Annotated in this window: 10 protein-coding genes; 3 read left to right on the top strand and 7 right to left on the bottom strand. The window is 45.6% G+C overall.

Features of this window, described 5'->3' with window-relative positions; all coding sequences use genetic code 11:
• Nucleotides 1-134: 134 nt before the first annotated feature.
• The 3 genes from dps to QME20_RS02835 form a co-directional block, all read right to left on the bottom strand.
• Nucleotides 135-644: a DNA starvation/stationary phase protection protein Dps gene (dps, locus tag QME20_RS02845; protein ID WP_281715413.1), complete on the bottom strand. Its 510-nt coding sequence runs from the start codon at nucleotides 642-644 to the stop codon at nucleotides 135-137.
• Nucleotides 645-903: 259 nt separating this feature from the next.
• Nucleotides 904-1,779 (bottom strand): NAD(+) kinase, encoded by an 876-nt coding sequence (nadK, locus tag QME20_RS02840; protein WP_281715412.1) that lies wholly within the window; start codon nucleotides 1,777-1,779, stop codon nucleotides 904-906.
• Nucleotides 1,780-1,869: 90 nt separating this feature from the next.
• Complete coding sequence (locus QME20_RS02835; RefSeq protein ID WP_281715478.1) at nucleotides 1,870-4,212, bottom strand: fatty acid cis/trans isomerase; 2,343 nt, start codon at nucleotides 4,210-4,212, stop codon at nucleotides 1,870-1,872.
• 210 nt (nucleotides 4,213-4,422) lie between these two features.
• On the opposite strand from QME20_RS02835, the gene QME20_RS02830 reads away from it, so the two are divergent.
• Entirely contained in the window at nucleotides 4,423-5,610 is a 1,188-nt protein-coding gene (locus QME20_RS02830) for an iron-containing alcohol dehydrogenase (RefSeq protein ID WP_281715411.1), read from the top strand.
• 102 nt (nucleotides 5,611-5,712) lie between these two features.
• Here QME20_RS02830 and QME20_RS02825 read toward each other — a convergent pair whose 3' ends face one another.
• From QME20_RS02825 to QME20_RS02810, 4 genes are all read right to left on the bottom strand, one after another.
• On the bottom strand, nucleotides 5,713-6,480 hold the full coding sequence (locus QME20_RS02825) for a 3-hydroxybutyrate dehydrogenase (RefSeq protein WP_039225604.1): 768 nt from the start codon (nucleotides 6,478-6,480) through the stop codon (nucleotides 5,713-5,715).
• Nucleotides 6,473-7,543 carry a PHB depolymerase family esterase gene (locus QME20_RS02820; RefSeq protein ID WP_281715410.1) on the bottom strand — a complete coding sequence of 357 codons (1,071 nt, stop codon included), beginning with the start codon at nucleotides 7,541-7,543 and terminating at the stop codon, nucleotides 6,473-6,475. The genes QME20_RS02825 and QME20_RS02820 overlap by 8 nt, the downstream gene beginning before the upstream one ends.
• Nucleotides 7,540-8,961 (bottom strand): homoserine O-acetyltransferase, encoded by a 1,422-nt coding sequence (locus QME20_RS02815; RefSeq protein ID WP_281715409.1) that lies wholly within the window; start codon nucleotides 8,959-8,961, stop codon nucleotides 7,540-7,542. Before QME20_RS02815 ends, QME20_RS02820 begins: the two co-directional genes overlap by 4 nt.
• A gap of 104 nt (nucleotides 8,962-9,065) precedes the next feature.
• Nucleotides 9,066-10,361, bottom strand: coding sequence for an SLC13 family permease (locus tag QME20_RS02810; protein WP_014976110.1), 1,296 nt, complete (start codon nucleotides 10,359-10,361; stop codon nucleotides 9,066-9,068).
• Nucleotides 10,362-10,624: 263 nt separating this feature from the next.
• Here QME20_RS02810 and QME20_RS02805 point away from each other — a divergent pair, with 263 nt between their 5' ends.
• Both QME20_RS02805 and QME20_RS02800 read left to right on the top strand, forming a co-directional pair.
• Nucleotides 10,625-13,003 carry a TonB-dependent receptor gene (locus QME20_RS02805; RefSeq protein WP_281715408.1) on the top strand — a complete coding sequence of 793 codons (2,379 nt, stop codon included), beginning with the start codon at nucleotides 10,625-10,627 and terminating at the stop codon, nucleotides 13,001-13,003.
• Nucleotides 13,004-13,246: 243 nt separating this feature from the next.
• Nucleotides 13,247-13,915, top strand: coding sequence for a response regulator transcription factor (locus QME20_RS02800; protein WP_014948967.1), 669 nt, complete (start codon nucleotides 13,247-13,249; stop codon nucleotides 13,913-13,915).
• The last annotated feature ends 169 nt before the right edge of the window (nucleotides 13,916-14,084 follow it).

Below are 14,084 nucleotides of genomic sequence, written 5' to 3'. Positions count from 1 at the left end.
GCAAGCGGTAAACAATTCCACAACGCAGTAGAGAACCTTATAGCAAAAAGGAGAGCGTAAGCTCTCCTTAAAATTCAATTTCAATTAAATAGCAGGTAGTCCGAATGACTATGTGGTTTACCAGCAATTATACATTATTGCTGTAGCTCACCGCTGCCAGACTCAATGTGCGCGCGCACAAACCACTGGAACTGTTCTAAATCTGCAAGTTGGCCGGTAATCATATCTTCCGATACTGGGTCAATTTCACCTAAAAGCTCTAACGCTTTTCTATGGTCACCATTTACACCGTCATATACGGCATCCAGCGCCTTAAGGTGGTCAAGTACTAAACCTTTACCCAATTCATAATCGTTCCAGCTGCGACCTTCAACAATGGCTTTTGGTGTACCTTTCGGTACGCCACCTAACGTGGCAATTCGCTCTGCAATTGTGTCGGTCATTTCGCGTACCGCATCTACCTGCGGGTCCAACATTTCATGCACACCGATAAAATTTGGTCCTACTACATTCCAATGAATGTGCTTCAACGTTAACTGTAAATCTAATAGTGCAACCAATCGCTGATCCAATACCTTGATTGTTCTGGCAGCTGCATCGTTATCCATTCCAGGGGCTGTAAATTTGATATTGGTGTTACTCATGATATCTCCTATTGAATGCAAATAAGTCAGCGGGATGCGAAACATCATTTAGGCCAAATAACAAAGGCCTTGTGCTGACGACTTGAAGTAATAGGTGCAACAGGTATGCCGAAGTCTTATATTTCTATAAGTCTTGGTTTTCGTTAAGGAAATTAGAGAAGATTAAAAAATCTTTATTTTTCAAGCCTGTAGCAATCAAGAAAATGCTACAGGCTTATGTAATAAATGCACATGGAATCGACTAAATGGAGCAGGGAGGTTAGTAAAGCTTACTACCCCAACCTAACTTTTTACGAAGTACATTGAAGTAGCTGTAGCCCTTAGGGTGAACAAGATGAAGCTTGTCTACGCTTTTGTTTATTCGAATTTCATCACCAGGTAGCACCGGCAGAACAATATGGCTATCGCAACTCACTTGTAGCGAGTCACTATTAACCTTTGATACTTTCATCGATACCTGACTGTCAGCATCAACAACGATTGGACGGCTGCTCAGTGTGTGAGGAAACATGGGGACCAACGTAAGTGCATCTAGCTTAGGCATAATAATCGGTCCGCCCGCTGATAAAGAGTAAGCCGTTGAACCTGTGGGTGTGGCTACTATTAATCCGTCGCTGCGCTGACTGAATACAAATTGCTCATCGATGTAAATTTCAAATTCCATCATATGGGCAACTTTTCCGTGGTGAAGCACCACTTCGTTTACAGCAGAGTTGTTACTTTTAAGCTTTTCGTGTCGATAAACTTCTACTTCAAGTAAGAAGCGCTCTTCTACTACGCATTCACCGTTAAAGATAAGGTCAAGTTGTTGAACAATATCATCGGGGTGGATATCAGTTAAAAAGCCTAGGTTTCCGCGGTTTACACCGACAACGTGAATGTCAAAGCGAGCGAGCACACGTGCTGCACCAAGCATGCTGCCATCGCCACCTACCACCACAGCAAGATCGGCTTCTTTGCCAATAGTAACAAGGTTACAGGCGGTAAAGTTCTCTGTTTCAAGCTCTTCAGCAATACTTTCCTCAACCAATAGTTTGCATCCTTTAGCCAACAAATATTCGGCAAGAATGTTTAAGCTGTCATGAGTTGCAGCGTGCTGAGGTTTTCCAATTAAAGCAACGGTTTGATAGGGCATGGAATGCTAATGTCCTTTCATTTCCAATGGTTGGACATTAGCACAGGTTTTTTGCAAAAGAAAAGCGTAAAACGGCACACAGCGCAAGGTTTAGCGATCTTCTAACCGATTATAGTCGAGAAGACCGCCTTCAATAGGATAGCGCTCGCTAGACCATTGCATTAATTTATCACTAAACGCCCAAAAATTAGGGTTGGTTCGGCGCATGCCAATATCGTCGAGCAGGGCTTTGTAATCGGCTTCGCTTTTAATGGATTTAAGCTTCTCAATCGAAGACGTTATCTCTGAGGCATTGATATACCAGAATGCGTCAGGGTAACTGCCCAACAAACCATGAACTAGCGTGATTGAATCTTTAGAAGGCTCCCGGTTTTCCTCTTCTTCAAATAGGCTATTTACATTGTAATGCGCGCTATTTCTAAGGGCAGTGAACACATCAATGTTGTCTGGGTTTTTGTCGTCTTGAATCACAATCATGGTAGTTTCAGGCATCAACGTCGCTTGTTGAGCAGGAAGCGAATCTAAGCGCTCTAATGCTTCGAACTGTTCAGCTGATAGCAAACGTTTATTGTAGGTTGAGGCATTCGGTTGAACTTTAGCCAAGTATTGCGATAACAATTGATAAAGTTCTTGTTGAGGATTATCTGTTTCGAACGCTATGCCAGAAGGTTGTTCGAAACTGTTGATATCACCTTCCAAATAATCGGTAAGTTCAGGGCTTGCGTTTTGATACCAATCGTCAAGAAGGTCATGGCGGGTAGTTGGAGGAAGTAGATTAAGGAAGTTCGATTCACCTTCCATGCGCAAGAAATCCATGTACAAACGGGTCAATAACTGATGGCCATAATTGCCGTAAACATCAAAGCCAGCCACAAGCAAATAGTGAATGCGCTCTAACAAGGCATAGTCAATCACCCATGCTGTTTTAGTGGGCTGGCCAACCATCCCTTTAACAACTGTGGCATTATCGAAATGACGAAATACGGTTAAGCTGGCATTGGTATTATCGCCGTCGCCATCCCATATACTCGACACGCTTAAATGCTCTTCATTTTTGAATTCATTGTCCAAAAAGGTGGTTCTTGCACGCATATATTCGCCTTGGCGCTTTGCGTATTTAACCCAGTTTACCGCAAGGGCTGAGCTATCTTTTTCAGCGGGAAGGTGGAGGTTTTCTTTTTGAGAAGCGTAAAAAGCATTTACTTTTTCAGATGCTGCAATGTCTGGGTCGACAAAGAACACCCAGAATCGATCGTTAATGACGTTAAGCGCGACTTGTCCTCTGCACACGGGACCTTTGATATAACCCATAATGGTGTTTTGCGCGCGCTCAAGCATAAATCGATAACGACTTTCTACTGGCAATAAGGTAAAGGCCGTTAATGGGTTGGCCGCCACTTGGGGTTTGTATGATGGCAATGTTTCTACAGAAAATTCTGCGTCGACAAACCACGATTGCCATTTATCCATCAGTGTTTTATTAATGGCGTACGCTTGATGTGTTTTACTCACGATAGTTGAATGCACTGGCTGTAGACGATAGTAAACGCGCTCGACCTCCGGATCGTCGAAGGGTCTGCGAGTAGCAATAATATCTAACGCTTGTCCGGGTGGTGTGCGCGAGCGCACTAGCTTAAAAAACTGAGGCGTTTTACCTTTTTCTGAAATATCTTCGAAATAGAGGTGAGACGTAAACAAGTGTTCGTAAATATAACGTGCGGAAAGCTGCATCTTGTTGCTATCCCCATTAAGCCACACTTCCAAACCAGTTATGTTCTCATTCAGTTCTTGTGAGAGCGCTTTGGGTAAAGGTAACGGCGCACCATGGTTTAACCACTGAATGAGTGTAGAGTGCTCTGCATCCGACAGGGCTGGCAGTGCGTAGGGCATGCCTCCCAGGGGCTGGCCTGCTATGTACCCGCCCATTTCATCTATTGTTGGGCATTGGTTTTGTCGATTTAAGCTTATATCGAAATTGTCACCTAAATGAGCGGTGTTGGGCAAAGGGTGCTGTTTTTTTAGCAAAAGCATTTGCGCTAGCACCGAAGATTGGGCCGGCGAAGCGTTAGGTTTTTCTTTCGATTCGAGCACGTCGAAAAAGCCACGCTCTCGCCATGCGTCTACGTTGTGGGCGTCGAGAAACATTCTATTGGGTTGGGCAGCGGTGAGTCGTGTCCCTTCATAGACTTTTTCTTTGTTAGCACCTCTGGCTATACCCTCTGGAGATGACATCTTTAGTTGGCATGGCGCATCGTAACAGGCGTGGCAGACAACACAGCGCTGCGTTAGTACTGGGTTTACTTGTGTGTCAAAGAAATTGTCGGGCAAATTCTCCATGGCGGGCATGACGTTGTTTGATGAAAGTAAAGGAGCGTCAGGTTTCGGCCATTGCCATATCGCTATAGCGATAATTGCTATAAGCAACGAAATCATACCGAGTTTCTTCATAATCGTAGTCCACAGAAAAGTTCTAATCAGTTTATCACTCATTTCACGTACGGTGATGTTAATAATTAACCATTAACTCTTGGCAATGGAAACAACCACGCATTTGTATGTATTTGGAGGAAAGCTGGAGAGGTAGTGGGGCGGTAACATTATTTTTACATTGTCATTGCTTTGGGCGTTGTACTAGGTATGCTGATGAAAAGAATTCGCAGCGAGGGAAACATGTCTCATCAAATTATTCTGCCAAGAGTGATGCACATAGGGAAAGGGGCGAGTCAGCGGGTTGCTGAAACGCTAAAAGGACTCAACTGCCATAAACCTTTACTGGTTACCGATAAGGTAATGGTTGAGTTGGGATATAGTGCTGCCATAGTACAGGTGCTGGAAGAGGCAGGAATAAGCGCCGATGTATTTTCAGATACGGTGCCAGAGCCCACGGTGAGGTCTATTTATCGCGGTGTGGATGCGTTCAAAACCCACGCTTATGACAGCATCATTGCTTTAGGTGGTGGAAGCCCCATCGATAGCGCAAAAGCCATCGCTATTTTGGGTAAGCACGGCGGCGAAATGCGAGACTACAAATTCCCGCGGGTTGTAGATGAAGCGGGACTGCCGATCATTGCTATTCCCACAACAGCGGGAACGGGCTCAGAAGCAACGCGATTTACCATTATCACCGACGAAGATACCACAGAAAAAATGCTGTGTGTTGGTTTAGGGTTTATGCCAACGGCAGCCTTGGTCGATTATTCATTAACGCAAAGTTTGCCTGCCCGCGTGACAGCCGATACAGGCATTGATGCGCTTACTCACGCTATTGAAGCGTTTGTTAGCCGCAAAGCCAATCTTTACAGTGATGCACAGGCGTTATCAGCCATGGCGTTAATTGCGCCTAATCTACGCACTGTATTTGCAGACCCAACAAATGAAACGGCGAGAGAATCAATGATGCTGGGCTCAACGCTCGCGGGCATTGCTTTTTCAAACGCCTCAGTGGCCCTTGTTCATGGAATGAGTCGACCCATTGGCGCTGCTTTTCATGTGCCCCACGGCTTGTCGAACGCCATGTTGTTGCCTGCTGTCACCGCCTTTTCTATTCCTAGTGCCTCTGTGCGTTATGCTCAATGCGCTCGCGCTATGGGTGTTGCTACCCAAAGTGATTCAGATGAGGTGGCGAATCAAAAGCTTATCAACGAACTAAAAGCACTGAATGCTGATTTGCAGGTACCTACGCCTGCCGACTTCGGTATTGATAAAGAGGCATTTTTTGCAGCGACGTCAACAATGGCAGAACAAGCTCTGGCATCAGGTTCTCCCGGTAATAATCCACGTGTACCTACCATTGAAGAAATGGTTGCCATCTACGTATCTCTTTGGGAATAACGTTTTTGCGAAAACATTAGACGAAAAAAGACTGCTCATTGCAGTCTTTTTTATGTGAAAAGAAATATTCTTTAAAAAACTAAGCGTTAAATCGCTTACGGGTTATCTAGCCGTCCAGCCCCCATCAAGTACCATAGTTTGCCCTGTTATATTGCGGGCACTGGGCGACATTAAGAAGCTTGCGGTATCTGCAAGTTCTTCAACGCTAACAAATTGCTTTTTAGGCATGGGTTCTAACATTATTTTTGTTATTACCTCTTCCTCGGTAAGGTTATTTTCTTTTGCTTGTGCTGCAATTTGTTTCTCCACCAATGGTGTTTTCACATAGGCGGGGCAAAGGGTATTGATAGTTACATCGCAATCTCCTGTTTCAAGAGCGATAGTTTTGGCAAACCCTAACAGCCCATGCTTCGCCGCTACATAAGCAGACTTATAGGGCGAGGCTACCAACGAGTGAATAGATCCTACATTGATAATGCGCCCGTAATTTTGCTTACGCATGGCAGGTAAAAACGCTTGGGTTAACAGAGCAGGGCCAACAAGCATAATATTTATAAGCTGCTGCCACTTATCTGCAGGGAAGTCCTCGATGCGCGAAACGTGCTGAATACCGGCATTGTTTATAAGCACATCAACGGTATGTTTCCCTAGTACCTCAGGTAGCGCCGCGACTTGTTCTGCATTGCATACGTCTACCGCTACTGCGCTGGCCGATCCGTCTAAATGCGCAAGTCGAGTCACAGCCTCTTTTGCTGCCTGTTCGTTTATGTCGGCGATGATCACATGATGCCCTTGTTTCATCATTGACTCAGCAATGCCAAAGCCAATGCCGCTTGCTCCACCCGTGATAAATATTGTGCGCTTAGTCATTGTTACTTCCGTTGGATTTATTTAGTGAAGGTGCACTATTTAATGAAAACAGCAGCTGTTTTACTGCGTTTATTTGTGCGCCGTTCGTGTTGGCGTAATTGCCAGAGGCATAGCCCCACCAATCCCAACAGCCTTGTGGATTTAACGGCATGAATAACGACTTCTTAGTTTGCGGATAAAGCACAACAATATGGTTGTCATCAGCCCATTCATTCAGCCCTGTTTGGGTAGTGTAGGCATCGCCTACGGCATCGGCATACTGGTTACAGCCGTGGAAACTAATATGGGCTCTGCATGGCTCGCCTTGTGCACAGCTTTCAGGCACATACACAAAGCCTTCACTTGCTAATGTTTTGGCATCGTCACCCGCTATTTTTTGCTGGTCAATTGAATGAATTTGCCCTGACAGTGACTCGTCAGGTGTCGAAACATTTTCAATAAGATGAGAGAGCATGGCACCTGCTGCATCGTAGTCGCAGTTCCCAATGAAGGGGCTTTCTGACTTCATGCAGTTAACCCCATTGTTTCGGGTAGGAAAAAGGTGTGCCATCGGCTTGTCATTGATATAGGCAATATTTTGTGTGTCTGTCCACAATTTGTATTGCTCAAATAATAAATCGCTCACTGGTGCAATCACTCTGGTGTCTTGCGTACCGTGGAAAAGCCAGACTTTTGCGTCTTTCATATTGGAAAGCGACGCAATTTTTCCTTCAGTTTCATACTGTTTGGCTTTTTCATTCAGCGCTTCAAGGTTAATTTCTCCCTCTACCTTATTCACGCACTGTGCCAGGGCAGTGGTTATATCACCTTGTGCACAGAAGTACGGGCCACCAGCAATAACGCCAACGCCTTTTACCCAGTCGCTGTGTGCTAACTGAAATTGTGTTGCCATGTAACCGCCTGACGATAAGCCAGATACGGTAACGTTCTTTAAATCAATGGTGAGTGAAGGGAGCGCGTCTTGCGCAGATGACTCGTTACCGAATACCGGTACACTAACGGCAAGTGCGCTTAATACAGACAGACAAAGCGCGTGGCGTAAAAAGGGGGTAGATTTCATCATTGCATTGCTGCCTTATCATTTTCTAAAAATTGGCGAATAGCCTGAGCCTGAGCGGATACATTCGTCACGCCTTCTAAATGACCTAATTTGCCATTTAGCGTAATCAATGTGCTGTCGTTATTCATTGCAGTTAAACCTTGGTGTGCACTTTGCGATAAGTAGGGCATAAGAAGCAAATCAGTTTGAGCTGGAATAAACAGCGTTTTCGCCTTTATCGACGCCAGCCCTTGCTCAAGATTACCTTGATGTCCAGCAACGAAGAGCTGGCAAGCTCGAACCAAATATAAAAGGTGGTTTGCGTCCATAGATTTTGCCCGGGTCTTCGCTCGCTCACGTAGCCAGTTCACAATACTGTGTGATTGACGTATGTCATTAAGCGGCGCCGACTCAACATTTTTATACCCTAACGTGTTGCCGGTTTGGTTGAAAAAAGAAGGGGTAAGGGCATTTTGCGTAATTAACATGAGCGAGGCAGCTAAGCCATTAAGAGGGGCTTGCTCTTTGGAATAAGCGCCGTTGTTCCAGTTTTTATCTAGAGTGATTGGCGTTGCCCAGTGTTCCAATGCCGCGGTAGTCCATGCATCGCTTTGACCTGCGCCGATAACTGAAATCATACGTTCAACCCAGCCTGGGTAAGCGCTCGCCCAATCGATAGCTTGCATAGAGCCCATAGAAGGCCCAATAACCGCATACAGTTTGCTAATACCTAAACTTTCGAGAAGTGCTTTTTGAACATTGACAAAATCACGTATTGTCACGACGGGAAAGTCTAAGCCATAGGGTTTACCTGTATCTGGATTTATTGACGTAGGACCGGTTGTAATAACGTGCGGGTCGTAAGCATTTAGATTGGCCAGCGTATCAACGCTTATTACATAAAAGCGGTCTGTATCAATCGCCTTGCCGGGGCCGATAATACTATCCCAGTAGCCTGGCGCTGGATCGTTTTCATCGTACTTTCCAGCGGCATGAGAAGATCCAGAAAAATAGTGGGTAATCAGTATAACGTTACTCTTAGCATCATTTAGTGTTCCGTACGCCTCCCAGCCAACTTTTACGTTTTTAATTTGTTTACCACCAAAGGTTGTGAAATGAGGCATTTCAAAAACGCGTTTTTCTACCATCAGCGAAGCGCTTGGCAAGGAAGAAACGGGCTCAGAAGTAGGTGCTTTTGAAGAACTGAGCGATGGCGATGTATCGTCGGATTCGCCAGCAATGCCCTGGCAATGTACCGTCAACATTAGTGTGGCAAATAATCCCACCAAGGAGCGCTGCTTTTTAACTAAATACACCTCAACCAAATTTGCTAATGCTAACTGTTTCTGCACTCGTTGTGAGCTGAGCTGTTTCAATAGCTTATTGATGCCTTTGCTCTTACTCCACACTAGCGTGGAAGCAAGCGTCTTTTTCCAATTCATACTTTCTTATCCCTTTCTCTGGCCGCATTTTTAGATGGCAATGTTTTGCTAGAGTGACTTATATATCGTGCGGCCTTAGGCCATATCGTTGGCTTTGACTAATGCTACATAATGCTAAACAGGCCAATGGCCATGGCAAGGCCAATAACTGGCACCACAACTGTTAGCGCACCAACCGCCCAGTAGGCAGCCTGATGGGTTTCGTTACAAATGGCGCGTATGGTAGTAACCACATAGCCATTGTGAGGTAACGAATCTAATGCGCCTGATGATATAGACACAATTCTATGTAGCTGTTCTGGCTCTACGCCTTGGTCAAGGTAATGCGGAGCCACCAAGGGTAAGGCAATGGCTTGTCCGCCAGATGCACTTCCTGTTAATCCTGCAATCACGCTTACGGCAATGGCGGCACCAATAAGCTCGTTACCAGGAATTTGGGTCATAAGCGCTACTGTTGTTTGAAACGCTTCGGTGTTTTTTGCTATAGAGCCAAAACCTACAACAGCGGCGGTGTTACCTATGGCGATCAATGCGCCGGTGGTACCCGCATTTATGGCAACCGGTAAACTGTGAAAATGTTTGTAGTTAATCGCCAGCAAACACAGTACGCCGCCGCCTAACGCCAGAATAAGTGCAAGCTGAGCGAGTTCTTCATGGAATAGAAACGAAATGACTAACACCACGACTAACGGCACAATTCCGGTAAGCGGGTGGGGTAGCGCTCTGTCTCGCACTTCAGGGTCGCTTGCTCTGGCTTCAAACACCTCGCCGTTATTAACGGCTTTTCTGATCATCTTAGCAAGCCACCAGTAACCGAAGCATGCCATGAATATGGCGACGACAAGGCTAACTTCCCACGCGGCAAAAGGGGAGGTACCCAAATACTTTATAGGGATCCAGTTTTGGATTTCTGGCGAGCCCGCGGAGGTCATCGTAAATGTTACCGACCCGAATGCCATGGCAGCAGGTATGAAGCGACGGGGTAGGTTGGCATCTTTAAACAAACTCACCGCCATAGGGTAAACAGAAAACGCTACCACAAACACGCTTACACCACCGTAGGTCAAAATAGCGCAAGCTAGCACAACAGCTAATACGGCACGCTTGTAACCAATTTTGGTGATAATCCAGCGAGAAACAGCATCTGCTGCTCCTGTGTCTTCCATGAATTTACCGAATAACGCACCAAGTAAAAACATGAAAAACCAAGAGGCGATAAAGCCAGAGAAACCACTCATATAGGTTTGAACGAAGTTTACGTCGCCGGTGAAGACGCCGATATTATTGGTAATGGCAACTACAAGCGCACACAAAGGTGCAGCAATAAAGAGGTTCATTCCGCGTATTGTCAAAACAATAAGCAACAACAGACCGCCTACTAAGCCAATCATACTTAACATAGTTATTATTCCTTAAAAAATCTGTGACCGCAGATGATCCGAAACAGTTAAGTCGATTTAAGATTTGCTTACAGTCAAAACCACAAAGTGTATACAAATCAGATAAAAAGCGTTCATAACAGACATAAAGTTTGACGTTACTTTTATCAAAATCCCATAGTACGATGGTACTACATACTATTAACAATTAATTAACTAAAGTGATTTTGACCGTAGGCAATACATCCGGCAGTGACCAGAACTTAGAACAACAAGGACTCACTATGTCTCAATCAATACACACAAATGGCTTGGTTTCACCCTACCAACCACATTCAGCCGCTGTTAGCACAGAAGAATGCAAAAGCGATTCAGTTAAGCCCCCCATGCACAGCCTATGTGCCCTAGCGGTGGCTAGCGTTTTAAGCACAGCGCCAGTATTTGCTCAGGATAGTCAAGCTGATGCCGATGCCGAAGCGCAAAAAGGAAAATTAGAACGCATTGAGGTGACAGCGCGAAAAACTGTAGAGTCGCTACAGGAAACGCCGGTAGCTATCACGTCTATTGGTGCGGTTGAACTTGGCGAAAAAGGGATTAGCGTGCTGACTGAAGTGCAGCAGTTTTCGCCCAACACTACGCTACAAACCAGTCGCGGTACCAATTCCACCCTGACGGCATTTATTCGCGGATTGGGTCAGCAAGACCCGCTTTGGGGCTATGAACCAGGCGTGGGTATTTATGTTGACGATGTTTATATTGCTCGCCCACAAGGGGCCGTACTTGATTTGTTAGACGTACAGCGTATTGAGGTGTTACGTGGCCCGCAGGGTACGCTTTACGGAAAGAATACTATTGGTGGCGCGGTTAAATACGTTACGAAAGAAATGACCGGCGATACACAGATGAACGTTGAAGCTACGGTAGGTAGTTACAGTCAGCGTGATATCAAAGTGACAGGTCAAATACCATTGATTGAAGACACGGTGTATCTAGGCGTGGGTTATGCCAACTTAAACCGCGACGGCTTCGGCGAATATCTGGTAAGCGCGTTGCCCAATCAAGATAAAGAGAATTATAACAAAGATCTCTGGGCAGCCCGTGTAACGCTAGAAGTTCACCCGAGTGAAGACTTGTTTTTCCGTATTGGATGGGATAAGACCGAAGACACATCAAATGCGAAAGGCGGCTACCGTTTAATACCAAGTATGTTAACTGATGCGCCCGTGCCTGATTCGGTTTTCGATTCTTACACCAGCTTACCTACATGGAATAAAGTCGAGTTAGAAGGCTATAACTGGCTGGCACGATACAGAGTGAATGATGATTTAGAGCTTAAATATATTGGTTCGCATAGAGAGAGCTATTCACCTACCAACATTGATTTTGATAATACACCCTTGCCTATTTTTGATGTGCCGGCAGAGTACGACGACAGTAATGATACTCACGAGATTCAAGCGAATTATACCGGGAACGCGCTTAGCGTAGTGTCAGGACTCTATTTTTACGATGGAGAGAGTTGCGGTAATTTTGATGCCATTTTAGGTGTGTTAGGTCAATCGCTTGGTGCCTCAGGGTTGACGCGGGAAGTGACGGGTTGTAATAACTCAGAAAGCTGGGCTGCCTATGCGCAGATGAACTATGACGTAACCGATAAGCTATCGCTTTCGCTTGGTGCCCGATACACCGATGAAGAAAAGACCGCGTTTGTAAATAACGGTCTGGTATTCGCCAATGTTTATCCTTATACCGACTGGATTGATGGGTACGTGCGTCCCGACGGACAATTAGTGCCTCAAGTACTTGGGACAGACACCGATGGCGATGAAGTGTTAGACGCGCCAGCGGTAGAGAGTTGGTCGCGCTTTACCCCGCGAGTGGGCGTGGAGTATCAAATGGACCGCGATACCATGTTCTTCGCGAGCTATTCACAAGGCTTCAAATCGGGCACGTTTAACCCTCGTGCTCAGACTAACGAGCCTGGTGTTGAACCAGAAGTCGTTGACAGCTTCGAAGTGGGTGTGAAGAGTGACTTAACCGACGCACTTCGTATGAATATCACATTGTTCTCTTACGACCACAAAGATCGTCAGTATATTGGTGTAGAAGGGGATTTGTCTGATCCAACAGCCCTCGACCAGCGACTGCGCAATGCTGCAGAAACGGCTGCAAAAGGCGCCGAGTTGGAGATGACGTGGGTAGCCACGGATAACCTTCAGTTTGACGTTGCTTACGGTTATATTGACTTTGAGATTAAGAAAAACAATGCAATCCCTCCGTTGATTGGTCTAGCAAGTACGCCAGAGAATACCTTTAATCTTAATGCCAACTACCTACTAGAAACGAGTTTCGGGGATATTACTTTCAACGCCAACTACTACTATCGCGATGATTATCTTATCTTTGAAACCAGCGATCTTATTCAACAAGATGCCTATGGTATGGTGAACTTAAGCGCGCGCTGGGAAAGCGTTGAAGGCGACTGGTATGCTGGACTACACGTCAAAAACCTGACCGATGAAGAGTATCTGGTTGGTGGTTATGACTTTGTCACGCAAGACGATGAAGGTAACTTTGGTCCGGGCCTTGGTGGCGATACGACACTTATCGGTTATTACGGTGACCCACGTACAGTTCACCTTACGGTAGGTTATCGATTCTAAACGGTATGTTCTGAAGAAGACCAGCAACACGTTTCACGCCTAGGCCATTGCGCTTAGGCGTGCTGACGTTTGCTCGACCTCTTTCGATTGTGTTGGCCGGCGGATATGTCGAGTAGTGAAGGGCGTGGTGCAGACCCTTACCCAATTACAGATACGCAATAACAGATACGCCAATAAGATTAACCTTTTTTTACCGGCGTGGTAGTATGTTGATTAACAAGGTAGTTACAAGTTGATAGCATTATGTCTGTGAAAATCTTGATTGCTGACGATCACCCTCTGTTCAGGGCTGCGATGTGCCATGCGTTAGCTAGTGTGGAGCATATCGAACTTGTAGAAACCTCCACGTTCCCCGATACGCTCACTAGTCTTGAAGAAAATGACGACATCGATCTGCTTTTCTTAGATCTCACTATGCCAGGCAATGAAGGGTTAAATGGCCTTGCTGAGGTACATGCGCTCTATCCTGATGTACTTGTTGTCGTTATTACCGCACAAGAAGAGCCTGATGTTATGGCAAAATCGTTTGCGTTAGGCGCAAGCGGCTTTATACCCAAATCAGCTTCGGTCGATTGCATTATTGACGCGGTAAATACGGTGTTAGACGGTGAAACTTGGATCCCGCCTTCAGTTCACAATGCATCAGCTACGATGCCAAATGCCACTGCATCGAATGCGAATGGCCACTCTGGCCAAGATGATTTCACAAATCGATTAAAGCAACTTACCCCTCACCAACTTAAAGTGTTGCGAATGGTATCAGACGGCTTGCTTAACAAGCAGATTGCTTACGAACTGGCCATTTCTGAGTCCACCGTTAAACAGCATGTATCTGCAGTATTGAGAAAGCTTGGTGTTATTAACAGAACCAAGGCTGGCATCGCGTTCAAAAATGCAATGCATTTAAGTTGAGCACAGTACAAAACAAGAAGTAAGCCGAGACAGCTCATATTTTTTTGAGAAGGAGTGCGCGGTTAGTCACCCGTACTTGCCTTGTTTCCTTTTTGAAAAGGCATTTTTACAATGCAGCTCGTCGTGTTCAATCGATCTCCTTACATTCCTGTGATAGCGCAAAAGTAAA

Source organism: Alteromonas sp. CyTr2, assembly GCF_947311905.1.
GTDB classification, from domain to species: Bacteria; Pseudomonadota; Gammaproteobacteria; order Enterobacterales; family Alteromonadaceae; genus Alteromonas; species Alteromonas macleodii.
This window is presented reverse-complemented; position numbering and strand designations above follow the sequence as displayed.